23 protein-coding genes and 4 tRNA genes are annotated in these 24,099 nt (G+C 69.5%); 4 read left to right on the forward strand and 23 right to left on the reverse strand.

Annotated elements, in window-relative coordinates:
• Window positions 1–4: 4 nt before the first annotated feature.
• The 18 genes from Cba03nite_RS03640 to Cba03nite_RS03725 all read right to left on the reverse strand — a co-directional run bounded on the left by Cba03nite_RS03640 (window position 5) and on the right by Cba03nite_RS03725 (window position 17,162).
• Window positions 5–376: a hypothetical protein gene (locus tag Cba03nite_RS03640; protein WP_203741751.1), complete on the reverse strand. Its 372-nt coding sequence runs from the start codon at window positions 374–376 to the stop codon at window positions 5–7.
• Window positions 377–417: 41 nt separating this feature from the next.
• Window positions 418–4,308 (reverse strand): DNA-directed RNA polymerase subunit beta', encoded by a 3,891-nt coding sequence (locus tag Cba03nite_RS03645; RefSeq protein WP_203741753.1) that lies wholly within the window; start codon window positions 4,306–4,308, stop codon window positions 418–420.
• A gap of 94 nt (window positions 4,309–4,402) precedes the next feature.
• Window positions 4,403–7,834 (reverse strand): DNA-directed RNA polymerase subunit beta, encoded by a 3,432-nt coding sequence (gene rpoB / locus Cba03nite_RS03650; protein WP_203741755.1) that lies wholly within the window; start codon window positions 7,832–7,834, stop codon window positions 4,403–4,405.
• A gap of 77 nt (window positions 7,835–7,911) precedes the next feature.
• A complete protein-coding gene (locus Cba03nite_RS03655) occupies window positions 7,912–8,058 on the reverse strand; it encodes a hypothetical protein (RefSeq protein WP_203741757.1) in 147 nt (48 codons plus the stop codon).
• A 227-nt stretch (window positions 8,059–8,285) separates the two neighbouring features.
• The gene (gene rplL, locus Cba03nite_RS03660; protein ID WP_203741759.1) at window positions 8,286–8,669 is read right to left on the reverse strand and encodes a 50S ribosomal protein L7/L12; all 384 of its coding nucleotides are present in this window, start codon (window positions 8,667–8,669) and stop codon (window positions 8,286–8,288) included.
• 82 nt (window positions 8,670–8,751) lie between these two features.
• Window positions 8,752–9,288, reverse strand: coding sequence for a 50S ribosomal protein L10 (rplJ, locus tag Cba03nite_RS03665; RefSeq protein ID WP_203741761.1), 537 nt, complete (start codon window positions 9,286–9,288; stop codon window positions 8,752–8,754).
• Between the two features lie 456 nt (window positions 9,289–9,744).
• Window positions 9,745–10,455, reverse strand: a complete 711-nt coding sequence (gene rplA / locus Cba03nite_RS03670) for a 50S ribosomal protein L1 (RefSeq protein WP_203741763.1) — start codon at window positions 10,453–10,455, stop codon at window positions 9,745–9,747.
• A gap of 92 nt (window positions 10,456–10,547) precedes the next feature.
• The gene (rplK, locus tag Cba03nite_RS03675; RefSeq protein WP_203741765.1) at window positions 10,548–10,979 is read right to left on the reverse strand and encodes a 50S ribosomal protein L11; all 432 of its coding nucleotides are present in this window, start codon (window positions 10,977–10,979) and stop codon (window positions 10,548–10,550) included.
• A 238-nt stretch (window positions 10,980–11,217) separates the two neighbouring features.
• On the reverse strand, window positions 11,218–11,922 hold the full coding sequence (gene nusG / locus Cba03nite_RS03680; protein WP_203741767.1) for a transcription termination/antitermination protein NusG: 705 nt from the start codon (window positions 11,920–11,922) through the stop codon (window positions 11,218–11,220).
• A gap of 25 nt (window positions 11,923–11,947) precedes the next feature.
• Window positions 11,948–12,340 carry a preprotein translocase subunit SecE gene (secE, locus tag Cba03nite_RS03685; protein ID WP_203741769.1) on the reverse strand — a complete coding sequence of 131 codons (393 nt, stop codon included), beginning with the start codon at window positions 12,338–12,340 and terminating at the stop codon, window positions 11,948–11,950.
• Window positions 12,341–12,558: 218 nt separating this feature from the next.
• Window positions 12,559–12,631: transfer RNA gene (locus Cba03nite_RS03690), tRNA-Trp, on the reverse strand.
• 151 nt (window positions 12,632–12,782) lie between these two features.
• A complete protein-coding gene (locus Cba03nite_RS03695; protein WP_373315718.1) occupies window positions 12,783–13,190 on the reverse strand; it encodes a MaoC family dehydratase in 408 nt (135 codons plus the stop codon).
• A 1-nt stretch (window position 13,191) separates the two neighbouring features.
• Window positions 13,192–13,641 carry a MaoC family dehydratase N-terminal domain-containing protein gene (locus Cba03nite_RS03700; RefSeq protein WP_203741773.1) on the reverse strand — a complete coding sequence of 150 codons (450 nt, stop codon included), beginning with the start codon at window positions 13,639–13,641 and terminating at the stop codon, window positions 13,192–13,194.
• Window positions 13,642–13,716: 75 nt separating this feature from the next.
• A complete protein-coding gene (rpmG, locus tag Cba03nite_RS03705; protein ID WP_018347744.1) occupies window positions 13,717–13,884 on the reverse strand; it encodes a 50S ribosomal protein L33 in 168 nt (55 codons plus the stop codon).
• Between the two features lie 175 nt (window positions 13,885–14,059).
• Window positions 14,060–14,132: transfer RNA gene (locus tag Cba03nite_RS03710), tRNA-Met, on the reverse strand.
• A gap of 38 nt (window positions 14,133–14,170) precedes the next feature.
• Window positions 14,171–14,243 (reverse strand) — tRNA-Thr (locus tag Cba03nite_RS03715).
• A 106-nt stretch (window positions 14,244–14,349) separates the two neighbouring features.
• Window positions 14,350–16,803, reverse strand: coding sequence for a sensor domain-containing phosphodiesterase (locus Cba03nite_RS03720; protein WP_203741775.1), 2,454 nt, complete (start codon window positions 16,801–16,803; stop codon window positions 14,350–14,352).
• Between the two features lie 116 nt (window positions 16,804–16,919).
• Window positions 16,920–17,162, reverse strand: a complete 243-nt coding sequence (locus Cba03nite_RS03725) for a hypothetical protein (RefSeq protein ID WP_203741777.1) — start codon at window positions 17,160–17,162, stop codon at window positions 16,920–16,922.
• Window positions 17,163–17,411: 249 nt separating this feature from the next.
• Here Cba03nite_RS03725 and Cba03nite_RS03730 point away from each other — a divergent pair, with 249 nt between their 5' ends.
• Both Cba03nite_RS03730 and Cba03nite_RS03735 read left to right on the forward strand, forming a co-directional pair.
• Window positions 17,412–17,633: a hypothetical protein gene (locus tag Cba03nite_RS03730; RefSeq protein WP_203741779.1), complete on the forward strand. Its 222-nt coding sequence runs from the start codon at window positions 17,412–17,414 to the stop codon at window positions 17,631–17,633.
• A 299-nt stretch (window positions 17,634–17,932) separates the two neighbouring features.
• The gene (locus Cba03nite_RS03735) at window positions 17,933–18,403 is read left to right on the forward strand and encodes a hypothetical protein (protein WP_203741781.1); all 471 of its coding nucleotides are present in this window, start codon (window positions 17,933–17,935) and stop codon (window positions 18,401–18,403) included.
• 170 nt (window positions 18,404–18,573) lie between these two features.
• Here Cba03nite_RS03735 and Cba03nite_RS03740 read toward each other — a convergent pair.
• Window positions 18,574–18,657, reverse strand: a tRNA-Tyr gene (locus Cba03nite_RS03740).
• 128 nt (window positions 18,658–18,785) lie between these two features.
• Here Cba03nite_RS03740 and Cba03nite_RS03745 point away from each other — a divergent pair.
• Window positions 18,786–19,280: a YajQ family cyclic di-GMP-binding protein gene (locus Cba03nite_RS03745; protein ID WP_203741783.1), complete on the forward strand. Its 495-nt coding sequence runs from the start codon at window positions 18,786–18,788 to the stop codon at window positions 19,278–19,280.
• A gap of 81 nt (window positions 19,281–19,361) precedes the next feature.
• Entirely contained in the window at window positions 19,362–19,784 is a 423-nt protein-coding gene (locus Cba03nite_RS03750; RefSeq protein ID WP_239125431.1) for a GNAT family N-acetyltransferase, read from the forward strand.
• Window positions 19,785–19,879: 95 nt separating this feature from the next.
• Here Cba03nite_RS03750 and Cba03nite_RS03755 read toward each other — a convergent pair whose 3' ends face one another.
• The 4 genes from Cba03nite_RS03755 to Cba03nite_RS03770 all read right to left on the reverse strand — a co-directional run bounded on the left by Cba03nite_RS03755 (window position 19,880) and on the right by Cba03nite_RS03770 (window position 24,097).
• Window positions 19,880–20,611, reverse strand: a complete 732-nt coding sequence (locus tag Cba03nite_RS03755; protein WP_239125432.1) for a G5 domain-containing protein — start codon at window positions 20,609–20,611, stop codon at window positions 19,880–19,882.
• 184 nt (window positions 20,612–20,795) lie between these two features.
• Window positions 20,796–21,470: a hypothetical protein gene (locus tag Cba03nite_RS03760; RefSeq protein ID WP_203741785.1), complete on the reverse strand. Its 675-nt coding sequence runs from the start codon at window positions 21,468–21,470 to the stop codon at window positions 20,796–20,798.
• Window positions 21,471–21,545: 75 nt separating this feature from the next.
• Entirely contained in the window at window positions 21,546–22,421 is an 876-nt protein-coding gene (gene htpX / locus Cba03nite_RS03765; RefSeq protein WP_203741787.1) for a zinc metalloprotease HtpX, read from the reverse strand.
• A 173-nt stretch (window positions 22,422–22,594) separates the two neighbouring features.
• On the reverse strand, window positions 22,595–24,097 hold the full coding sequence (locus tag Cba03nite_RS03770) for an NADH-quinone oxidoreductase subunit N (RefSeq protein ID WP_203742131.1): 1,503 nt from the start codon (window positions 24,095–24,097) through the stop codon (window positions 22,595–22,597).
• Between the last annotated feature and the right edge of the window lie 2 nt (window positions 24,098–24,099).

Raw genomic sequence — 24,099 nt, forward strand, 5'->3', positions numbered from 1 at the left:
CCGCTCAGTCGACCGTCGGCGGGAAGTCCTGCGGGCCGAAGCGCACACCGCGCAGGAACAGGAACACGACCAACGCGAGCAGGCTCGCCCCGGCCAGCGCGATGCCCAGCCAGGCCAGCCGTTCGGCCCAGCGCACCCGCCCGGCGCCGGTGCGCCAGCCCTCCCCGGTGCGCAGCTCCGCGCGGGCCTGCCGGGCCAGCGCGAGCGCCACCGTGGCGGGCACGATGCCGCCGACGGCCAGGCCGGTGACGGCGGCCAGCAGGCCGAGCCCGAACGCGGCGGTGGCCTTCGTGTCGGCGACCGGGTCGGGATCGGCGGGATCGCGGGCGGCGAAACCGGCCGGGCCGCCCGCGGACAGAAAAACGGCGTCCCCCATGCCGTGTAAACGACATGGGGGACGCCACGTTCTACGAACGGTTACCGGTACGACCCGAAGTCGAAGTCGTCCAGCGGCACCGCGACACCGGACGCCGGGCCGAAGCCGTAGTCGGTCTCGCCGTACGAGGTCATGGAGTAGACCTTGGCCTTCGCCTCCTCGGTCGGCTCCACCCGGACGTTGCGGTACTTGCTGATGCCGGTACCCGCCGGGATGAGCTTGCCGATGATGACGTTCTCCTTGAGACCGATGAGCGAGTCACTGCGCGCGTTGATGGCCGCGTCGGTGAGCACCCGGGTGGTCTCCTGGAAGGAGGCCGCCGACAGCCACGACTCGGTCGCCAGCGACGCCTTGGTGATACCCATCAGCACCGGGCGGCCGGCCGCGGGCTCGCCGCCCTCGGAGACCAGGCGCCGGTTCTCGCCCTCGAACTGTGCCCGGTCGACCAGGACGCCCGGCAGGAACTCCGTGGCACCCGAGTCGATGATCGTCACGCGCTTGAGCATCTGGCGGATGATGATCTCGATGTGCTTGTCGTGGATCATCACACCCTGCGAGCGGTAGACCTCCTGGACCTCGTTGGTCAGGTGGACCTGGACCGCGCGCGGGCCCATGATGCGCAGCAGCTCGTGCGGGTCGATGGTGCCCTCGGTCAGCTTCTCGCCGACCTCGACGTGGGCGCCGTCGTGCACGCGCAGCTTGACGCGGTTCGAGATCTTGTCGTGGACGATCTCCTCGCTGCCGTCGTCCGGCACGATGATGATCTTCTTCGACCGGTCGCCGGCCTCGATGCGGATGCGGCCGGGAGTGTCCGCGATCGGCGCCTTGCCCTTGGGCACACGCGCCTCGAAGATCTCCTGGACACGCGGCAGACCCTGGGTGATGTCCTCACCCGAGGCCGCACCACCGGTGTGGAAGGTACGCATCGTCAGCTGCGTACCGGGCTCACCGATGGACTGGGCCGCGATGATGCCGACGGCCTCGCCGACGTCCACCAGCTTGCCGGTCGGCAGCGAGCGGCCGTAGCAGGCCGCGCAGACGCCCAGCTTGCTCTCGCAGGTGAGCACGGACCGCACCCGGACGCCCTCGATGCCGGCCTTGACCAGCTTGTCGACGACGATCGAGTTGAGGTCGGTGCCGCGGGCCGCGACGAGGTTGCCGGACGGGTCCGACATGTCCTCGGCCAGGGTGCGGGCGTGCGCGCCGGTCTCGGCGTGCTCGTGCACCGACAGCACACCGTCGTGGCGCGTGCCGATCTGCATCGGGATCGCGCGGTCGGTGCCGCAGTCGTCCTCGCGGATGATCACGTCCTGCGAGACGTCCACCAGACGACGGGTCAGGTAACCCGAGTCGGCGGTACGCAGCGCGGTGTCGGCCAGACCCTTGCGGGCGCCGTGCGTGGAGATGAAGTACTCCAGCACGCTCAGGCCCTCGCGGTACGAGGACTTGATCGGCCGCGGGATGATCTCACCCTTGGGGTTGGCCACCAGACCACGGATCGCCGCGATCTGACGCAGCTGCAGCATGTTGCCTCGCGCGCCGGAGTGGATCATGCGCCACAGCGGGTTCTCCAGCGGCAGCGCGGTCTCCAGCTCCTTGGCCACCTCGTTGGTCGCCTTGGTCCACAGCTCGATCAGCTCGCCGCGGCGCTCCTCGGCGGTCATCAGACCACGCTGGTACTGCTTGTCGAAGCGCTCGGCCTCCTTCTCGTACCGCTCAAGGATCTGGCCCTTGCGCGGCGGCGAGATGACGTCCTCCATGCCGATGGTGACGCCGGACCAGGTGGCCCAGTGGAAGCCGGCCTCCTTGAGCGCGTCCAGCGTCGCCGCCAGGGCGACCTTGGGGTAGCGCTCGGCGAGGTCGTTCACGATGCCCGAGAGCTGGCCCTTGCGGACCTCGTGGTTGACGAAGCGGTAGCCCACCGGGAGGGTCTCGTTGAACAGGACCCGGCCCAGCGTGGTGTCGAGCAGCAGCGCCTCGCCCTGCTCCCACTCCTCCGGCGCGGTCCACGCCTCGGCGCTCGGCCCGTTGTCGACCGAGGTGACGCCCTTGAGGCGGATCCGCACCGGCGCCTGCAGGTGCAGCTCGCCGTTGTCGAAGGCCATCATCGCCTCGGCCTCGGAGCTGAAGACCCGGCCCTCGCCCTTCATACCGGTGCGCTTGTGGGTCAGGTGGTACAGCCCGATGATCATGTCCTGGGTGGGCATGGTCACCGGCTTGCCGTCGGCCGGCTTGAGGATGTTGTTGCTGGACAGCATGAGGATGCGCGCCTCGGCCTGGGCCTCGGCGGACAGCGGCACGTGCACCGCCATCTGGTCGCCGTCGAAGTCGGCGTTGAAGGCGGTGCAGACCAGCGGGTGGATCTGGATCGCCTTGCCCTCGACCAGCTGCGGCTCGAACGCCTGGATGCCCAGGCGGTGCAGGGTGGGCGCGCGGTTGAGCAGCACGGGGTGCTCGGTGATGACCTCTTCCAGCACGTCCCACACGACCGGGCGCTGCCGCTCGACCATGCGCTTGGCGGACTTGATGTTCTGGGCGTGGTTCAGGTCGACCAGCCGCTTCATCACGAACGGCTTGAACAGCTCCAGCGCCATCTGCTTGGGCAGACCGCACTGGTGCAGCTTCAGCCGCGGGCCGACGACGATCACGGAACGGCCCGAGTAGTCCACGCGCTTGCCGAGCAGGTTCTGCCGGAACCGGCCCTGCTTGCCCTTGAGCATGTCGGACAGCGACTTGAGCGGGCGGTTGCCCGGACCCGTCACCGGCCGGCCACGGCGGCCGTTGTCGAACAGCGCGTCGACGGCCTCCTGCAGCATCCGCTTCTCGTTGTTCACGATGATCTCGGGCGCGCCGAGGTCGATCAGGCGCTTGAGGCGGTTGTTGCGGTTGATCACGCGGCGGTACAGGTCGTTCAGGTCGGACGTCGCGAAGCGGCCACCGTCGAGCTGCACCATCGGGCGCAGGTCCGGCGGGATGACCGGGACGCAGTCGAGCACCATGCCCAGCGGCGAGTTGCCGGTGGCCAGGAACGCGGCCACGACCTTGAGCCGCTTGAGCGCGCGCAGCTTGCGCTGCCCCTTGCCCGAGCGGATGGTCTCGCGCAGCGAGTCGGCCTCGGCCTCCAGGTCCATGTTCTGGACCAGGGCCTTGATGGCCTCGGCGCCCATGCCGCCGGTGAAGTACTCACCGAAGCGGTCGCGCAGCTCACGGTAGAGCAGCTCGTCGGTGACCAGCTGCTTGGAGTCGAGCTTGCGGAACGTGTCCAGCACCTCGTCCAGGCGGTCGATCTCACGCTGCGCCTTGTCGCGGATCTGGCGCATCTCGCGCTCGCCGGCCTCCTTGACCTTGCGGCGCACGTCGGCCTTGGCGCCCTCGGCCTCCAGCTCGCCCAGGTCGGCCTCGAGCTTGACCGCGCGCTTCTCGATCTCGGCGTCGCGGGCGTTCTCGGCCTGCCGCTTCTCGGCGAAGATCTCGTTCTCGATGGTGGTCATGTCGCGGTGACGCGCCTCGGCGTCCACGCTCGTGATCACGTACGAGGCGAAGTAAATGATCTTCTCGAGGTCCTTGGGCGCGAGGTCCAGCAGGTAGCCCAGCCGGCTCGGCACGCCCTTGAAGTACCAGATGTGGGTGACCGCGGCGGCGAGCTCGATGTGGCCCATGCGCTCACGGCGCACCTTGGACCGGGTCACCTCGACGCCGCAGCGCTCACAGACGATGCCCTTGAAGCGGACCCGCTTGTACTTGCCGCAGTAGCACTCCCAGTCCCGCTGCGGACCGAAGATCTTCTCGCAGAAGAGTCCGTCCTTCTCGGGCTTCAGGGTGCGGTAGTTGATGGTCTCGGGCTTCTTGACCTCGCCGTGCGACCAGCGCCGGATGTCTTCAGCGCCCGCCAGGCCGATCCGAAGCTCATCGAAGAAGTTAACGTCGAGCACGTTGTATGTCCCTCTTTGCTCGTGTCTTCATCAGTGTCAGTTGATGGCGGAGGCGTCCTCCACACGCCGGAGCGCGCGGAGGACGCCTTTTACATCAGACTTCCTCGACGCTGCTCGGCTCCCGCCGGGACAGATCGATACCGAGCTCCTCCGCCGCCCGGAACACCTCGTCGTCGGTCTCGCGCATCTCCAGGGCCACGCCGTCGCTGGACAGCACCTCGACGTTCAGGCACAGCGACTGGAGCTCCTTGAGCAGCACCTTGAACGACTCCGGGATGCCCGGCTCGGGGATGTTCTCGCCCTTGACGATGGCCTCGTACACCTTCACGCGGCCCAGCACGTCGTCGGACTTGATCGTCAGCAGCTCCTGCAGCGCGTAGGCCGCGCCGTAGGCCTGCATCGCCCAGCACTCCATCTCACCGAAGCGCTGACCGCCGAACTGCGCCTTACCACCCAGCGGCTGCTGCGTGATCATCGAGTACGGGCCGGTCGACCGGGCGTGGATCTTGTCATCCACCAGGTGGTTCAGCTTGAGGATGTACATGTAGCCGACCGAGATCGGGTCCGGCAGCGGCTCGCCGGACCGGCCGTCGAACAGCTTGGCCTTGCCCGACTCACCGATCAGCTGCAGGCCGTCCCGGTTGGGCAGGGTGCTGCCGAGCAGACCGGCGATCTCGTCGTCGTGCGCGCCGTCGAAGACCGGGGTGGCCACGTTCGTGTTGGCCTCGGCCTCGTGCGCGCCGATCGAGCGCAGCGCCTTCTTCCACTCGGCGTCCTCGCCCGCGACCTTCCAGCCGGTCTTCGCGACCCAGCCCAGGTGGACCTCGAGAACCTGGCCGATGTTCATTCGGCCGGGCACGCCCAGCGGGTTGAGCACGATGTCGACCGGGGTGCCGTCCTCCAGGAACGGCATGTCCTCGACCGGAAGGATCTTGGAGATGACACCCTTGTTGCCGTGGCGGCCGGCGAGCTTGTCACCGTCCTGGATCTTGCGCTTCTGGGCCACGTACACCCGGACCAGCTCGTTGACGCCCGGGGGCAACTCGTCGCCGTCCTCGCGGGAGAACGTGCGCACGCCGATGACCGTGCCGGTCTCACCGTGCGGCACCTTCAGCGAGGTGTCGCGGACCTCGCGCGCCTTCTCGCCGAAGATCGCGCGGAGCAGCCGCTCCTCCGGGGTCAGCTCGGTCTCGCCCTTGGGCGTGACCTTGCCGACCAGGATGTCGCCCGGCACCACCTCGGCGCCGATCCGGATGATGCCCCGCTCGTCCAGGTCCGCCAGCATCTCCTCGCTGACGTTCGGGATGTCGCGGGTGATCTCCTCCGGGCCCAGCTTGGTGTCGCGGGCGTCGACCTCGTGCTCCTCGATGTGGATCGAGGTGAGCACGTCCTCCTGCACCAGGCGCTGGGACAGGATGATCGCGTCCTCGTAGTTGTGGCCCTCCCACGGCATGAAGGCGACCAGCAGGTTGCGGCCGAGCGCCATCTCACCGTTGTCGGTGCAGGGGCCGTCGGCGATGACCTGACCGGCCTCGACGCGGGCGCCCTCCAGGACCGTCGGCTTCTGGTTCACGCAGGAACCCGAGTTCGACCGGCGGAACTTGTGCAGCAGGTAGGTCCGGCGGAAGCCGTCGTCCTGGTGCACGGTGATGTAGTCGGCGCACAGGTCCTCGACCACGCCGCCCACCTCGGCCACGACCACGTCGCCGGCGTCGGTCGCGGCACGGTACTCCATACCCGTGCCGACCAGCGGGGCCTCGGCCTTGACCAGCGGCACCGCCTGACGCTGCATGTTCGCGCCCATGAGCGCGCGGTTGGCGTCGTCGTGCTCGAGGAACGGGATCATCGCGGTGGCGACGGACACCATCTGCCGCGGCGACACGTCCATGTAGTCGACCTGCGCCGGCGGCACGTAGTCGACCTCACCGCCCTTACGGCGAACCAGCACGCGGTCCTCGGCGAAGGAGCCGTCGCCCATGAGCACGGCGTTGGCCTGCGCCTTGACGTACCGGTCCTCCTCGTCCGCGGTCAGGTAGTCGATCTGGTCGGTGACCTTGCCGTCGACGACCTTGCGGTACGGCGTCTCGACGAAGCCGAACGGGTTGACCCGCGCGAACGTCGAGAGCGCGCCGATCAGGCCGATGTTCGGGCCTTCCGGCGTCTCGATCGGGCACATGCGGCCGTAGTGCGACGGGTGCACGTCACGGACCTCGAAGCCGGCACGGTCACGCGACAGACCACCCGGGCCGAGCGCCGACAGGCGGCGACGGTGGGTCAGACCCGCGAGCGGGTTGGTCTGGTCCATGAACTGCGACAGCTGCGACGTACCGAAGAACTCCTTGATCGCCGCCACCACCGGGCGGATGTTGATCAGGGTCTGCGGCGTGATCGCCTCGACGTCCTGCGTGGTCATGCGCTCGCGCACGACGCGCTCCATGCGGGAGAGGCCGACCCGAACCTGGTTCTGGATCAGCTCGCCGACGGTGCGCAGGCGGCGGTTGCCGAAGTGGTCGATGTCGTCGGCCTCGTAGCCCTCCTCGCCCGCGTGCAGGCGGGCCAGGTACTCCACGGTGGCGACGATGTCGTCCTCGGTGAGCGTCCCGGTGGTGATCGGGACGTCCAGCTCCAGCTTCTTGTTGAACTTGTAGCGCCCGACCTTGGCGACGTCGTACCGCTTCGGGTTGAAGAAGAGGTTGTCGAGCAGGGTCTGGGCGTTCTCGCGGGTCGGCGGCTCGCCAGGGCGCAGCTTGCGGTAGATGTCGAGCAGCGCCTCGTCCTGACCGGCGATGTGGTCCTTCTCGAGCGTCGTCATCAGCAGCTCGGACCACGCGAAGCGCTCGCGGATCTGGTCGTTCGTCCAGCCGATCGCCTTCAGCAGGACGGTGACGGCCTGGCGGCGCTTGCGGTCGATACGGACGCCGACGGTGTCGCGCTTGTCGATGTCGAACTCCAGCCAGGCACCCCGGCTCGGGATGACCTTGACGCTGGAGAGGTCGCGGTCGGAGGTCTTGTCCGGCTCCTTGGCGAAGTACACGCCCGGGGAGCGGACAAGCTGGCTGACCACGATGCGCTCGGTGCCGTTGATGATGAAGGTGCCCTTCGGCGTCATCATCGGGAAGTCACCCATGAACACGGTCTGGCTCTTGATCTCGCCAGTCGAGTTGTTGGTGAACTCCGCGGTCACGAACAGCGGCGCGCAGTAGGTGAGGTCCTTCTCCTTGCACTCCTCGATGGAGGCCTTCACCTCGTCGAAGCGAGGGTCGGAGAAGCTGAGCGACATGGTGCCGGAGAAGTCCTCGATCGGGCTGATCTCTTCGAGGATCTCCGCGAGGCCCGAGCGCGCGTCCGCGAGCGCGGACGAACGGGACTGCCAGGACTCATTGCCGACAAGCCAGTCAAAAGACTCGGTTTGGATAGCGAGCAGGTTGGGCACTTCGAGGTGTTCGGTAATCCTGCCAAAGGAGATCCGGCGAGGAGCGAACGCGCTCGACGATCGACTGGTCTTCGCAGGGCGGGAGGCTGCCAAGATACGTCCTTCCGAGGACCGGTGGTGCAACGGCCGTTACGCGAGCAACCCGACAGCCCCTGGTCCAGATCCGATCGTCACAGACAATCCGGCAATCCGGGCAGGGGAAAAGTCGAAGGGCAGCGCAAACTAGCAGTGTAGCCGAAGCACAGACCGCTGTCGAGCACCCACGGCAGGCTTTCGCAGAACGTGCTCCAGGACACCTTCAGATCGGTGTCCGCCACGCTCCGCATCCTGTCCGCTACTAACTCGGAAGGTCGTACTGAAGAAAGACTGCCTGGAGTCGCCCTTTCCGTCAAGACCCGGCGACGGGTTCCAGTGTCCGGTACTGCGTCAAGTTGGTCTCAACGCGAGTTTGTCCTGCATACGCGAAGGGTGGGCTCCCTGTCGGGAAACCCACCCTTCGACCGTGGTCACCGCACCGGCGCGGCGGCCGGGCGGTGACCGGAGATCACTTGAGGGTGACCTTGGCGCCCTCGGCCTCGAGCTTGGCCTTGGCCTTCTCGGCGGTCTCCTTGTTGGCCTTCTCCAGGATCGCCTTCGGCGCGGCCTCGACCACGTCCTTGGCCTCCTTCAGGCCCAGGCCGGTCAGCTCACGCACGACCTTGATGACCTGGATCTTCTTGCCACCGTCGGACTCGAGGACGACGTCGAACTCGTCCTTCTCCTCCGGCGCCTCGGCGGCGGCGGCCGGGCCGGCCGGGCCCGCGACGGCGACCGGCGCGGCGGCCTTCACGTCGAACGTGCTCTCGAACTCCTTGACGAACTCGGAGAGCTCGATCAGGGTCATCTCCTTGAAAGCGTCAAGGAGCTCAGTGGTGCTCAGCTTCGCCATGTCAGGCGTCCTTTCTTACTGGGTCTACACGCCGCGGCAGGTAACCGCGAGCAGATGGGGCTGCGGATGACGTCGACGCCCGTCAGGCGTCGGCGCCCTCCTTCTCGCGCTTGTCCTGCAGAGCGGCGGCCGTGCGGACGGCCTTGGCCAGCGGGGCCTGGAAGAGCGCCGCGGCGTTGCTCATGCTCGCCTTCATCGCGCCGGCCAGCTTGGCCAGCAGCACCTCGCGGGACTCGAGGTCGGCAAGCTTGGCGACGTCAGCCGCCGTGATCGCCTTGCCCTCGAAGACACCGCCCTTGATGACGAGCAGCGGGTTCGCCTTCGCGAACTCCTTCAGGCCCTTCGCGGCCTCGACGACATCGCCGGAGACGAAGGCGAGCGCGGTAGGACCGGTGAACAGAGCGTCGAGACCGGTCAGACCGGCGTCGGTCGCGGCGCGCTTGGCAAGCGTGTTCTTGGCGACGGTGTACTCGGCACCGCCCATGGAACGACGCAGGTCAGTGAGCTGCTTCACGGTGAGACCGCGGTACTCGGTGAGCACCACGGCGCCCGAGTTCTGGAAGCGCTCCTTGAGCTCCGCGACAGTGCCGGCCTTGTCGGCACGGATCTTGTCCGCCATGTCCCCTCCTCTCTCGTACTCCAGGCTGGTCTCGCCGGACCCGGAACCAGACGACGGGAGGGAAACGAAAACGCCCCGGCGCAGGGCGCACGGGGCTTCACACCGCGGCGCGGGGCCGCTCGAAAGGCTCACCGTTCTTCCCTGCGCGGGCCGCCCGTGTCCCGCTCGTTGCCGAGCGACGGGGCCTTCGATCGTGCTCCGGAGTGCTCCGGATCAGATGACCAGCGGTCTTTGGGTGGAACTGTTGGCGGTAACGATACGTGACCTGCTCCGCCCCGCCAAATCCGGGGGGTGTGAGTCACGTCCCGGGCATGATCGCGGTCTCGTGTCAGAAAGTGCGGCTGGACCACACCTTCTGACACGAACCACCGATCATGACGGGGGTACGGCCCGGGAAAGCGGAAAGGCGCCGCCCGCGGGTGCGGGTGGCGCCTTTCGCGTGGACGGGGAGGCGGATCAGGCCTCTTCGCCCTGCAGGTTGCGCGTCACGTTCGGGTCGACCGGGATGCCGGGGCCCATGGTGGTGGTGACGAACACCTTCTTGAGGTACTTGCCCTTGGACGCCGACGGCTTCGACCGCAGGACCTCCTCCAGCACCGCGGCGTAGTTGTCCACCAGCTGCTCAGCGGTGAACGAGGCCTTGCCGATGATCAGGTGCAGGTTCGAGTGCTTGTCCACCCGGAAGGTGATCTTGCCGCCCTTGATGTCCGACACCGCCTTGGCGATGTCCATGGTCACCGTGCCGGTCTTCGGGTTCGGCATGAGGCCGCGCGGGCCCAGGATCCGCGCGATCCGGCCGATCTTGGCCATCTGGTCCGGCGTCGCGATCGCGGCGTCGAAGTCCAGCCAGCCCTCCTGAATACGGGCCACCAGCTCGTCGGTCCCGACGGCGTCGGCGCCGGCGGCGGTCGCCTCGGCGGCCTTCTCGCCGGAGGCGAAGACGATGACGCGGGCGGTCTTACCGGTGCCGTGCGGCAGGTTGACCACGCCGCGGACCATCTGGTCCGCCTTGCGGGGGTCGACGCCGAGGCGCATCGCGACCTCGACCGTGGCGTCGAACTTGACCTTGGTGGTGTCCTTGGCCAGCTTGATGGCCTCGACCGGGGTGTACAGCTTGTTCCGGTCGACCTGCTCAGCGGCCTTGTTGTAGCTCTTGCCGTGCTTCATTCTCAAGATCTCCTGTGGTTGTGTCGAGCCCCGTCCGGGGCCCTCCCACGACGTTCGGGGTCACCGTCTGCGGCGGGCGCCGCGAGCGGCGTTCAGTCCTTGACGGTGATGCCCATCGACCGGGCGGTGCCGGCGATGATGCGCTCGGCCATGTCCAGGTCGTTGGCGTTCAGGTCGGACATCTTCTTCTCGGCGATCTCGCGCACCTGGGCGCGGGTCACCGAACCGACCTTGGTGGTGTGCGGCGTGCCGGAGCCCTTGGCCACACCGGCCGCCTTGATGAGCAGGCGCGCGGCCGGCGGCGTCTTCAGCACGAACGTGAACGAACGGTCCTCGTACACGCTGATCTGGGCCGGGATGATGTCGCCACGCGACGACTCGGTCTGGGCGTTGTACGCCTTGCAGAACTCCATGATGTTCACGCCGTGCTGACCCAGCGCCGGGCCGACCGGCGGAGCCGGGGTGGCCTGGCCGGCCTTGAGCTGCAGCGTGAACGTCTTGACGAGTTTCTTCTTCGGAGGCATGTCTACTTCCTGGGACTTGTCGACCCGCCGGATCGGCGGATCGCGGGTGGTTTACACCGGACCGGCCGGTGCGTTGAGCGCGCACGGTCAGCGCGCGGCACAGGCCGGACGTTCTAGGTTAGCGCATACTCGCGGGCGCCGATCCGGCGAGGTCGCCCCTACCGGGCCGGACGTGACCGAGACGACTCGCGGCGGGCACCCGGAGGCACCCGCCGCGACATCACGTCCGCCTGACAGCTCAGATCTTGGCGACCTGGTTGAAGTTCAGCTCGACCGGGGTCTCCCGACCGAAGATCGACACCAGGACCTTGAGCTTCTGCTGGTCGGCGTTGATCTCGGAGATGGTGGCCGGCAGCGAGGCGAAGGCGCCGTCGGTCACCGTGACCGAGTCGCCGACCTCGAAGTCCAGCACCCTGACCTCGGCCTTGGCCTTCTTCGCCGGCCCGCCCGGCTGCTCGACCGCGGGCAGCAACCACTTGAGCACCTCGTCGAGGCTCAGCGGCGCCGGGCGGTCGGCACGGTCGGTGGCACCCACGAACCCGGTCACGCCCGGCGTGTTGCGCACGCAGGAGTAGGACTCCGGCGTCAGGTCCATGCGGACCAGCAGGTAGCCGGGGAAGACCTTGCTCTGCACCTGGGTGCGCTTGCCGTTCTTGACCTCGACCTCTTCGCGGGTCGGCACCTCGACCTGGAAGATGTACTCCTCCATGTCGAGGCTCGTGATCCGGGTCTCGAGGTTGGTCTTGACCTTGTTCTCGTAACCGGCGTACGAGTGCACCACGTACCAGTCGCCGGGCGCGAAGCGCAGCTTCTGCCGCAGCTCCGCCGCCGGGTCGAACTCGTCGTCAGCGGGCTCCGTCACGAGGGTGGGCTCCTCGGACACCGCGACCGCGGAGGTCAGCTCGGTGTCGTCCGTGTGGGCCGTCTCGTCGTACTCAGGCACGTAGCTCGCTCACTTCCCTAGGTATTTACTTCGGCTCACCGAAGACGAACAGCACACCCTTGGCGTAGAGGTAGTCGAGCCCCACCACGATCGCCATGATGGCCGAGACGAACACCAGCACGACGGCGGTGTAGGTCAGCAGCTCATTACGGGTCGGCCAGATGACCTTACGCAGCTCGGCGACGACCTCGCGGACAAAACGTCCGATCCTGCCGAAGAAGCCGACCTTCTCGGACTTCTCCGCGCTCTTGACCGCGCGCGAGTCCTTGCCATCCGTCACCTTGCGCGACTTGGTCGCGGTGCCCCGGCCGCCGGAGACGGTCTCGTCGTCCTGGGCGTCATCGTCGACAGCGTCGTCGAACACGTCGTCAACGTGCTCGGCCGCGGCGTCCTCGCCACGTCGGTTGCTCTCGGCCACTTCGCCCTACTTCCATCTCGCGGGGTGGTGTCGGAACCGTGAAGGGACACGGTCCCGTGTGCCCCCGCAGAGTCCGCGAGGTGCACCTGTTCTGGCCCGCCCCCTGTGGGGCCGATGCGGGCCATACGACCATGGTCCGCGGCCGGCGGTCGTCGCGGAGGACAACCGGTGAGCCGTTCCACCAGGATCGCCCACCGCGGGCCGGCAGGCCAAAGCCGCAGGGGCGACAGGACTCGAACCTGCAACCTGCGGTTTTGGAGACCGCTGCGCTGCCAATTGCGCCACACCCCTGTGCGGGAAAACTCGCCCCTCCGATGGCCGAGAGCCACCGGCGGAGGTCATTAACCCCACGGCCGACCAGTGTACGGGTAGATGGGCGGGTGGGCCAACTGGCTCTCCCTATTTTCTCTCGCCACCGGCCGGCCGTCGCCGGAATCGGCCGTCAAATCTGCTTGATCATGGCTCTGGCCTGCGCCAACACCTTCTCGCCCGCACAGATCGCGGTGAGGTCGAAGGTGACCAGACCGTCCTCCGACACGCTCTTCACCACCGCGGTGAACTCCACCTCGGTGCCCTCGTCGGTGTCCGGCACCGGCACCGGGCGGGTGAACCGCGCCTGGATGTCCAGCACCGCGTCGGCCGATCCGGCCCAGCCCGTGGCCGCCCGGCCCGCCAGCGCCATGGTGTACATCCCGTGCGCGATCACCCCCGGCAGCCCGACGCCGACGGCGGTGCGCTCGCTCCAGTGGATGGGATTGAAGTCACCCGAGGCCCCCGCATAGCGGATCAGGTCCGCCCGGGTCACCCGGAACGTCTGCAGCGGCAGCTGCTGGCCCTTCTCGAACGCCAACTCACTCACCATGCCCTCGGACGACGAGCTTGCACCAGACCGTGACCACCGGCTCGCCGGCCGGGGTGGCCAGCTCCGCGCGCGTGGTGAGGAAGTCGTGCCCGCCCCGCTGGGTGACGTCGTCGATGCTGCTGACCACGACGAGCTCGTCCCCGGCCACGATCGGGCGGCGGTACGCGAAGCGCTGGTCGCCGTGGACCACCCGGCTGTAGTCCATGCCCAGCTCGGGGTCCGTGACGATCTGCTCCATCGCGGCGAAGCTCAGGATGATCGGGAAGGTGGGCGGCGCCACCACGTCGCGGTAGCCGGCCTTCTGCGCGGCCTCCACATCGTGGTACAGGGCGTCCTCCGCGCCGATCGCGGTGGCGAACTCCCTGATCTTCTCGCGCCCCACCTGGTAGGGCTCGGTCGGCGGATACGTCCGCCCGACGAATGACTGGTCCAACGGCATACCTGGCAACCTATGCCAGCAGGGGGCGGCCCTGACGGGCCGCCCCCTGCCGGGAACGTCTGCTGGACCGCTAGGTCAGCGGGTCTCGCGGTGCGCGGTGTGCTTGCCGCAGCGCGGGCAGAACTTCTTCAGCTCAATCCGATCCGGGTCGTTACGCCGGTTCTTCTTGGTGATGTAGTTCCGCTCCTTGCAGTCCACGCACGCCATGGTGATCTTTGGACGTACGTCAGTCGCCTTGGCCACGGGAGTGCCTCTTCCTAGACAAGCTGCTTAAGTTACCGACATGCCAGAATAGGCCGCGCCCATCCAGACATGCAAAAGGCCCGCCAGTGGCGATCCTTACACCGTGCGACCAGCCAGACAGAGCCGACTCTGGTCTCGCGTTGGACTGGCTGTGCGCCAGTGCATCAACACAGCGTAGCGGTGGCCGGATTTGAACCGGCGACACAGCGATTATGAGCCGCTTGCTCTGCCAACTGAGCTACACCGCTGGGCGGCCCTCCCGGTGGATGCACCGGGAGTCCGGTCGAGCCCCCTTACGGAATCGAACCGTAGACCTTCTCCTTACCATGGAGACGCTCTGCCGACTGAGCTAAGGGGGCGTGCTCGCTGCCTGGTGGTTTCCCACCTCGCCGCGCGCCTTGGTAAGAGTACACAACATCGGCGCTCCCGCGAAATCGGGTTCCCCCGACGCGCCGCGGGGCTTTCTCAGCCGACCGCGCGCAGGCGGCGCACCTCGCCCAGCGGCGTCGGCTCGGCGTCGGTCTGGGCGCCAAGCCAGGCCTCCAGCCGCTCGTACGGCAGCGGCCGGCTGAACAGGAAGCCCTGGCCGATGTCGCAGCCGATCTCCTCCAGCAGCTCCAGCGTCAGCTCGCTCTCCACGCCCTCGGCGACCACGCTCAGCCCGAAGTGCCGCGAGATGTCCACCACGGCCCGCACGATCGCCAGGTCGCCCGGGTCGGTCGCCATGCCCTGCACGAACGACCGGTCCACCTTCACCTCGTGCACGGGCAGCCGGCGCAGGTAGGACAGCGACGAGTAGCCGGTGCCGAAGTCGTCCACGGACAGGTGCACGCCCAGGTCGTAGAGGCGGCGCAGGGTGGGCAGGAGCCGGTCGACGCCGTCCACCACCCCGTCCTCGGTGATCTCCAGGGTGAGCCGGTCGGGCGAGACGCCGTACTCCTGCAGCAGCGCGTCCACCCGGTCGGGGAAGGCCGGGTCGACCAGGGTGCGCGGGGACAGGTTCACCGCCACCGACAGCGGCCGGCCCGCGTCCACCCACTGCCGGGCGCGGCGCAGGCCCTCCCGCAGCACCACCTCGGTCAGCCGGGACAGCTGGCCGGTGTGCTCGGCGACCGCGACGAAGTCCTCCGGCTGCACCGCGCCGTGCGTCGGGTGCTCCCAGCGGGCCAGGCACTCGACCCCGACCAGGCGGCGATCCCGCAGCGTGACCTTGGGCTGGAAGTAGACCTCCAGCTCGCCGTTGTCGAGGGCGCGGCGCAGGTCCCCGGCGAGCCCGAGCCGCCGCACCGAGCGCGACTCCAGCGCCAGGTCGAACAGCTGCACCCCGCCCGCCAGCGACTTGGCCGCATGGGTGGCCACGTCGGCGCGCTGGATCAGGGTGGCCGGATCGGAGCCGTGCTCCGGGTGCAGGCTCACCCCGACCGCGGCGTCCACGTCGAGCGTCAGCGAGCCGAAGGTCATCCGGTCCTGCAGGCGGCGGCGCAGGTCGGCGGCCAGCTCCAGGGCGGCCGCGGCGTTGGGCAGCCGCAGCGTCACCACGAACTCGTCGCCGCCCACCCGGCCCACCAGGGCCGCGGGCGGCGACAGGGTGCGCAGCCGGGTGGCGACCTCGGCCAGCAGCTGGTCGCCCGCGGCGTGGCCGAGCGAGTCGTTCACGTCCCGCAGGCCGTCGACGTCGAACATCAGCACCGCGACGACCTCGCCCGGCGCGCGGACCCGCACCGCCTCCTCCAGCGCCTGGCTGATGCGGCGCCGGTTGGGCAGTGCGGTGAGCGCGTCGTGGTACGCGTCGAAGCGCAGGCGGTCGACGAGGCGGTTGTTCTCGACGGCCGCCGCGGCGTGCGCGGCCACCGCCTCCAGCAGCCGCACGTCGGCCTGGCCGAAGCTCAGGTTGTCACCGAGCCGGCCGGCCACCTCCAGCGTGCCGATGACCGCCGAGCTGGCCCGCAGCGGCACCACGATCGCGTCCTTGGCGCCGAAGTCGCGCAGCTGGGCGCGCAGGTTGTCGTCGCCGAGCTTCTTGCTCACCGCGACGGTCTGCCCCGTCTCCACCGCCTGCTTGCGCAGGGACTCCGGCGAGCCCGCGACGTCCAGCAGGCCCTTGTCGTCGGGGCGCGAGCTGAGCAGCACCTCCGGGTGGCGGCCCTGCGCGGGCATCCACAACGTGGCGTACTCCGCGCCGAGCAGCCGCCGTACCCGGCCCAGCAGCACGTCGGGCAGGGTGCCGTCGTGCGGCGTGTCGGAGATGGCGGCGGTCAGGTCGTAGATCTCGGTCAGCGTCCGGTGCTGGTTCATCGACCCCGCGTAGCCGCGATAGGCGAGCGCGAAGAACACCAGCAGGACCGCGAGGAGCAGATACGCCGCGGCACCCTGCTGCAGGATGACCAGCACGGCCAGGCCGATGGTGGTGTTGAAGAGCATCACCACGGCGGCGGGCACCACGGTCGCGGCCAGCTCCTGCGGCGCGAACCGGCCCTGCACCAGCGTGATCACGCCGACCACGCCCGCCGCGCTGACCAGGATGGTGGTCAGCACCGCCGCCACCAGCACGCCCCAGCTGCGCGGGTCGCTCGCCTCCAGCGGGCCGCCCTGCAGCACGACCAGGTTGGCGCAGGCGGTGCTGGCGCCCATCAGGGTGATGTTGAAGGCGGCCTTGACCGGGGCGGCCTTGCGGCGCCACTGCGCCAGCGCCACCACGGCCAGCCGTACCAGGATCAGCGTGATCGGCGGCAGGAAACACAGGCCCAGCAGGAACGGGATGTCGGCCAGGGTCAGGATCACCGTGTGCCGGCGCACCTCGAAGTGCAGCACGGTCAGCTCGGCGACGAGGAACAGGCCGAAGAAGACGAGGCCGAGCCACCACTTGCCGAGCGGCTCGGGCGACTCGTGCAGCGTGATGGCGCTGAGCAGCAGTGTCATCAGCGCCAGCGGCCCGGTTATCAACCAGGAGAGCTCAGGCGATCGTTGGACGCGCCGGTCAGTCCTCGCCAATGCCGTTCGCCCAATCCATTCGGTGTCGTCCTAGCCGAGCGGGCTCAGCCCCACTCGAGGCTGCGCTCCTCCAGGCCGGTCTCCGCCGGGCCGGCGGTGGGGTCGGCGGCGGGCGCGGAACCCCACTCCAGGGAGTCGGTGTAGGACAGCGAACGCTTGGGGACGACATCGCCGTCGAACGAGTACCGGGCCGAGGCCGGGGAAGCCACAGCAGCGACGGTCGCCACGCCGAGGACCGCGATGATTGCGCCGCGGCCCAGAAGGGCGCAAATCTTGTTCGTACGCATCGTCGACTCCACGAATACAGCGGGACGCCAGGGGGCTGACATGGATCGTGCCACAATCGCTGGCACCGGAGGAAGCCCGCTGGGCGTGCCACGCCGCCGACACGCGGAATTCTAGCCGTTCGGTGGTGATTCGGTAGTCCAGCCGCACCACCGCTCCTGAACCGCCGGAGCACGAGTCACCACTGTACGTCTCCGTGCCGCGCCCGGATAGTCTTCTGCCCTCGTTCGAACATGTGTACGATGCCGCTCATGATGCGACTGGTTGAGCACCGATGGAACGGCACGACGGCGAGTTACCGGCGGCAGGACGTGTTCCTGCGCGTGAATCCGGCCGGGCCTTGGGAGGTCGAGCACCGCCAGCACGGCAAGTCCGTGATGCGGGAGTACGCCACCGAGAGAGAGGCCCGGCGTGTCGCCGACGGCCTCTGTGCGCAGGGCGAATGGCGCAATCTGGAGCACCTGCACCGCTGAGCCGGCTCACCGGCGAGCCGCGCCACCGCGAGGCGCGGACCCGCCCCACCGGCCGCCGGGGCGGCGGCACGCATCGACGGCCCCCACCGTCCGGCCATGCCGTTCCCCACCCGCCTCGGCACGACGCACTGCGCACCACAGCCCTCCGCACCGTGCGCGCGATGGCCGCCGAGATCCGCACGATCACCCGGACGGGCGACGTCCTCCCCGAACACCGCCCACCCCGCTCTAAGGGGACGGGCGCTGACACACGGGCCGGTTATTGCGATTCATTGGCAACAGCAGGAGACTCGCAACTTGTGAGTGGGCCTGGTGTCGTCGTCGAGGTCATCGTGCTGTCCGAGCAGGCAGGCGTGCTGTATTACCGCGACCTGCGCACGCCGGTGGCCGGTGGGGCGCACCCGGACGACGTCGCCCGGCAGCTCGCGGGGCTTTCGCCGTGCACCGAGGGTGGCCTGCTGCACTCCACCTCGTGGCGGGTGGCCGAGGGCACGGTCGTGCTGACGTACGCCGCGCTGCCGGATCTGCGGCCGCGGGACACCCGGCCGGTGCAGCTGGACGCGGCGAGCACCGGCGCGCATCCGCTCACCCCCAGCCCTCTCTCGGTGGACCTGGACGCGGTCGCCGCGCACGCCTGCCGGCATCTCGCCCTGCTCGCCGTGACCGACGGCACCGTGGCGGCCGCGGCGCGGCAGCTGCCGCGGCTGTGGGAGCCGATCGGCAAGCTCTCCCCCGGCCCGGCCGGAGCGCTGGGCGCCGTCGGCGCGTGAGCCGCCATTGAGGGGTGGTACGTCTGCCGAGCGGCGGCATGATCGCAGTTTCGTGTCGAAAGGTGCGGCTGGACTCAAGGTTCAGACACGAGACCGCGATCTTCGCCGCGAAGGCGGCCCTATACGGAAAGAGCCCCCGACCGGTGTCCGGTCAGGGGCTCTTCTGCTGTTGGTGGCGGGTAGAGGATTCGAACCTCTGTAGCTTTCGCGACGGATTTACAGTCCGCTCCCATTGGCCGCTCGGGCAACCCGCCTGGTCACAGCGCTGCCAGCACCATCTTCGCGGCGTTGGCTCGATAAGGATAGCGGTACACGGGCGGCGATGTGCAACCGGGTTGGACCATGGGCACGCCGCGCCGCGGGATCTGCTAAAACGGTACGCATGGCAGCTAACCCGTCGTTCGACATCGTCAGCAAGGTTGATCGGCAGGAGGTGGACAACGCGCTGCACCAGGCCGAGAAGGAGATGGGCACCCGGTTCGACTTCCGCGACACGGGAGCCTCCATCGCGTGGGCCGGCGAAGAGGGCGTCACGCTCCAGGCGAACACCGAGGACCGGGTCCGGGCCGCGCTGGACGTCTTCAAGGAGAAGCTGATCAAGCGGAACATCTCGCTCAAGTCGCTGGACGCGGGCGACCCGAAGGCCTCGGGCAAGACCTACAAGATCGACTGCAAGATCATCCAGGGCATCGACCAGGAGAAGGCCAAGGCGATCTCCAAGGCGATCCGGGACGAGGGCCCGAAGGGCGTGCAGGCGCAGATCCAGGGCGACCAGCTCCGCGTCACCGGCAAGAAGAAGGACGACCTCCAGGAGGTCATCGCCCTGCTCAAGGCCGGCGACTTCGGCGTGGCCCTTCAGTTCACCAACTACCGGTAGTCCCGTACGTCATGCCGGCGGTGGTCCAGCGGCTCGCCGCGGGGCCACCGCGCGGCCGCGAGCGGGCCTAGACTCCGCCGGGTGATCGTGCGAAGGGCCGGCGTGGCGGATGTGGCGGCGCTCGCCGAACTGCGCGGCATCGACGGGGACCAGCTCGAGCCGTTCGCCGCCTGGATGGCCGCCCGCGCGGAGACCTACCTGCCGTTCGCCGCCGAGATCGACGGGCGGGTGGTCGGCGCCGCCTGGCTGCTCGTCGCGGAACGGGTGCCCGGCAACGGATCGCCGGAGCGGTGGTACGGCGACGTCCAGTCCGTCATGGTCCGCGAGGAGCACCGCGGCCGCGGCATCGGCGGCGCGCTGATGGCGGCGATCCTCGCCGAGGCCCGCAAGCGGGGGCTGCTGCACGTGACCGTCCACTCCGGCCGCCGCGCGGTCGACTTCTACCTTCGCAACGGCTTCAGCCACCACCGCCAGCTCCTGCTCTGGGAGCCGGACGCCTCCTGAGCCGCCCGGCTCCCAGAGCAGGTGACGAGCGAGGCTCCCGCGATGCCGCCGACGCGGCAGGGCGGGAGCCTCGATCAGCCGAGGGCGGGCCGGGCTCAGTCGCAGCCGATCCCGTCGCCGTCGCGGTCCAGGTCGTAGATGTCGGTGCCGATGACCTTCACCGGGCCGGTGACATACGCGGGGCCGTTGCCGCTGCCCCCGGCGCAGTCGACGTCGGAGGCGATGGGCACGCAGGCCCAGGCGTAGTTCGGGTCGCAGGAGGACGAGGACGTCGGCTTCGTGCCCACCAGGATGACCTTGGTGACCGGCTGCTTGGTGACCACCTCGCTGACCAGTGTCTTCGCGGTCTCCACGCCGTCGGTGTAGGTCACCTCGTAGGTGCGCGTCTTCACACCGTTCACGCCCGCCGTCTTGACCTTCGTCTTGCCCTTGGCCAGGTTCGGGTCGTTGACCCGGCGGGTCGAGTACGGGATCGCGGCCGTCTCGGTGACGGTGCGCTTCTCCACGAGAGCCGACGCGCTCGGCGCAGGAGTGACCTCACCGGCCTCGGCCACGGCCGACGGCGACGGGGAGGGCTCGCTGTTCACCACTGCCGCGGGCGCGGCCTGGCCGGCCGGGCGCCCGGCGTCCTGCGGCGGGTCGGTGAAGGCGCCGACGACGACGAGCCCGCCGCAGCAGGCGAGCAGCATGGCGACGAAGCCGCCGCCGAAGAGCAGGAGGGCTTTCTGGCCAACGCGCAGGCTCGCGAGGAAGCCCCGCCGCGGGGCCGTGGGCGGCAGGTACCACTGCTGGGTGTGCTGCGGGCCGTGGGGAGGGAGATTCGTCACCGCCGCAGTCTGGCCCGGTGGGATCCCCATCGATAACCGAGAAACCCGGTGCCGTTTCGTGCCCGGCAGGGGCGTTCGACCGGTTTCCGGGCCGCCCCGGGAGCGGCTCGGCCACCAACGGTGTGCGAGCCGTCACCGCGCAGCGCCCTCCGGCAGCTCGGCTCGGCGGACGGACGATCGGCGCTCAGGCGAAGGGGTCGCGGGCGAAGTCCCGGAGGCGCTCGGCGACCACGAACGAGCTCTCGGTCGCCTCCGTACGGGGGCGGCCCCGGGTGATGGCGTCGGCGAGCGCGGTGAGCTGCGCGGCGGGCAGCATGGCGAGTCCGGCGCCGCGCAGGGGCAGGGTGAGCTGCACGCCGGAGCGCGGGTCGGCGGCGTGGAGCACCTGCACGCGGTGGTAGCTGCGCGCCTCGCCGGTGCCGACGGCCTGCAGCTGGGAGCCGCCGGTGACGATCGAGGTGGCCAGGTCGGCGGTCTTGCTGCCGAGCGCGCCGCGCACGGTGAGCACGGTGCCCTCCAGCCAGGCGGCGGTGCGCCATACCCGCAGCACCATGTAGCCGGCGACGAGGATGACGAGCAGGGCGCATGCGGCACCGGCGAGGCCGATGACACTGACGCCGCCGGCGAGGCTGGAGCCGGGGTCGGGGGCGGGGCCGGGGACCAGGTTGCCGTTGTCGTCGACGTGCCACTCGCCGTCGCCGATGGTGGAGTTCACGGTCGTGCGGGCGAAGAACGAGAAGCCGAACGCGAGCACCGCGACCAGCACGCTTCCGGCGATCATGAAGGCGGCCACCACGGTGGCGAAGATCTTGATGCCGGTGGGTACACCGATCGACAGGGCGAGCCTGGGCTGCGACATGGCGCGCAGCCTATCGGGTGCACGCCACAGGGAAAGGCCCCGCCAGCAGGGCGGGGCCTTTCGGTGACAGCGACGTCAGCGCATGTACTGGATGGGGCCGGAGCTGGCCGCCATCGCCTCCAGGCGCCGCACCCGCTCCTCCATCGGCGGGTGGGTGGAGAACATGTTCGCCAGGCCACCGCCCTTGAGCGGGTTGTCGATCATCAGGTGGGCGGAGCTGGCGAGCTGGCCCTCGGCGGGCAGCGGCATCTGCTGTACCCCCATGTGGATCTTCTTGAGGGCGCTGGCCAGCGCGAGCGGGTCGTTGGTCAGCTGGGCGCCGGACGCGTCGGCCTGGAACTCCCGGCTGCGGCTGATCGCGAGCTGGATGACGGTCGCCGCCATCGGGCCGAGGATCAGCATCATGAGCATGGCCAGCGGGTTGGGGCCGTCCTCGTCGTCCCCGCCGATCGGCAGGAACCACGCCAGGTTGGCCAGCATGGTGATGATGCCGGCGAGCGCGCCGGCGACGCTGGAGATCAGGATGTCGCGGTTGTACACGTGCGACAGCTCGTGGCCGATGACCGCGCGCAGCTCGCGGTAGTCGAGGATGCGGGTGATGCCCTCGGTCACCGCGACCGCGGCGTGCTCCGGGTTGCGGCCGGTGGCGAAGGCGTTGGGCTGCATGGTCGGGCTGACGTACAGGCGGGGCATGGGCTGGCCCGCCTGCTGGGAGAGTTCGCGCACCATCTGGTAGAGCTGGGGGAACTCCGCCTCGCTGACCGGTTGGGCGCGCATCGAGCGCAGCGCGAGTTTGTCCGAGAAGAAGTAGCTCACTCCGTTCATCAGCAGCGACACGATCACCGCGATGAACAGGCCCGTGCTGCCCCCGAGCCAGTAGCCGATCGCCAGGATGATGCCGGTCAGCAGGCCGAGCAGCGCTGCCGTCTTCAGACCGTTGTGGCTGTGCATACCTTCCCTCCGTCGATGGCGCGGCGTGGGCCGCGCATCAGGTGCAACGGATACCTCCGGTAGCCACCTTCCCGATGTGAGCTGGGAACATGCTGACAATCAGCCTAATCACCGCCGTATGCGCGAACGCCCAGGTCGTGAACACGGCCTGGGCGTTCGTGGTGTGGGCGAGGTCACCGCCAGGCGGTGACGGCGGCGTAGACGAGCTGCGGCGCCACGGTGAGCACCACCCCGGCGGCGGTGGCGAGCGCGAGCGCCGCGGCGGGGGCCCAGTGCGCGGGGGCGGCGTCGGCCGGGGTGTCGGCGGCGCGGTAGAGGGCCGCGACGGGACGCCAGTACACGGCGAGGCCGATGACGGAGACGAGCGCCACGAGCAGGGCGAGCCGGTAGGAGTCGACGCTCAGCAGCGCCTGGATCACCGTGATCTTGGCGAACAGCCCGGCCAGCATCGGCGGCAGCCCGGCCAGGCCGACCAGCGCGAAGGTCAGCGCGGCAGCCCGCCAGGGCGCGCCCCGGCCCAGGCCGTGCAGGTCGGCCAGGGTGCCGCCGTCGGCCGCGCCCGGCCGCAGCGCCACCACCGCGCTGAACGCGGCCAGCTCCAGCACCAGGAAGAACACGGTGTAGACGAGCGCCGCGTCGAGCAGCCCGTCGACCGGACCGGCGAGCGCGAGCCCGGCCAGCCCGCCCAGCGGCGCGAGGATGAACCCGGCCTGCGCGACCGACGACCAGGCCAGCAGCCGGACCGTGCGGCGCTGGCGCAGTGCGACCAGGGTGCCGACCAGCATGGACAGCGCCGCGAGCACGGCCAGCGTGATCCCGGCGGTGACGAACATGCTCCGGTCGTCGCCCGCCGCGCCGGTGGCCAGCACCCCGTCCACCACGATCAGGATCGCGGCCACACCGCCGAGCTTGGAGGCGGTGGACAGGAACGCGGCGACGGGCACCGGCGCGCCCTCGTACGTGGCGGGCGCCCAGGCGTGCAGCGGCACGGCGGCCACCTTGAAGCCGAGCCCGACCAGGATCAGCGCCAGGCCGGTCAGGGCGACGGGTCGCCAGTCGTCCCCGGCGAACAGCGGCGCGGAGACCAGACCGCGCAGCTGCACGGTGCCCGAGGCCAGGTAGAGCAGCGCGGCGCCGAGCAGGGTCACCGCGGTGGCGACCACGCTGGTGGCGAAGAACGTCACCGAGGCAGCCGCGGCCGTGCCGGCCCGCCGCCGGTGCAGCGCCACCAGGGCGTACAGCGGGACGGTCAGCGTCTCCAAGGCCACGATCAGGGTGATCAGGTCACCGGCGGCGGCAAGCGCGACGCCACCGGTCATCGCGCACGCGAACAGGAACACCGTCTCGCCCGCGGGCGAGTCGCCGCGGCGCAGCGCCGGGGCGTAGAGCAGCAGCGCCCCCACGGTCAGCGCGGCGACCAGCACGGTGATCAGGCGGGCGCGCGCGTCGTAGACGTACGCGCAGTCCACCGGCATGACCTCGGTGCCGCCGGGCGCGGCCAGCCCGGCGCAGAAGGTGCCGATCTGGCGCGGCTGCACCGCGAACGCGGCCGCGGCGGTGAGCGCCGCCCCGGCCAGCGCGACCCCGTACGGCCAGCGCCAGCGGGGCTGGGTGAACAGGTCCACGACCAGTGCCGCGAGCGCCGTCCCGGCCGCGACCAGCAGCGGCAGCATCATCT

Origin of the sequence: Catellatospora bangladeshensis (genome assembly GCF_016862575.1) — a bacterium.
GTDB lineage: Bacteria > Actinomycetota > Actinomycetes > Mycobacteriales > Micromonosporaceae > Catellatospora > Catellatospora bangladeshensis.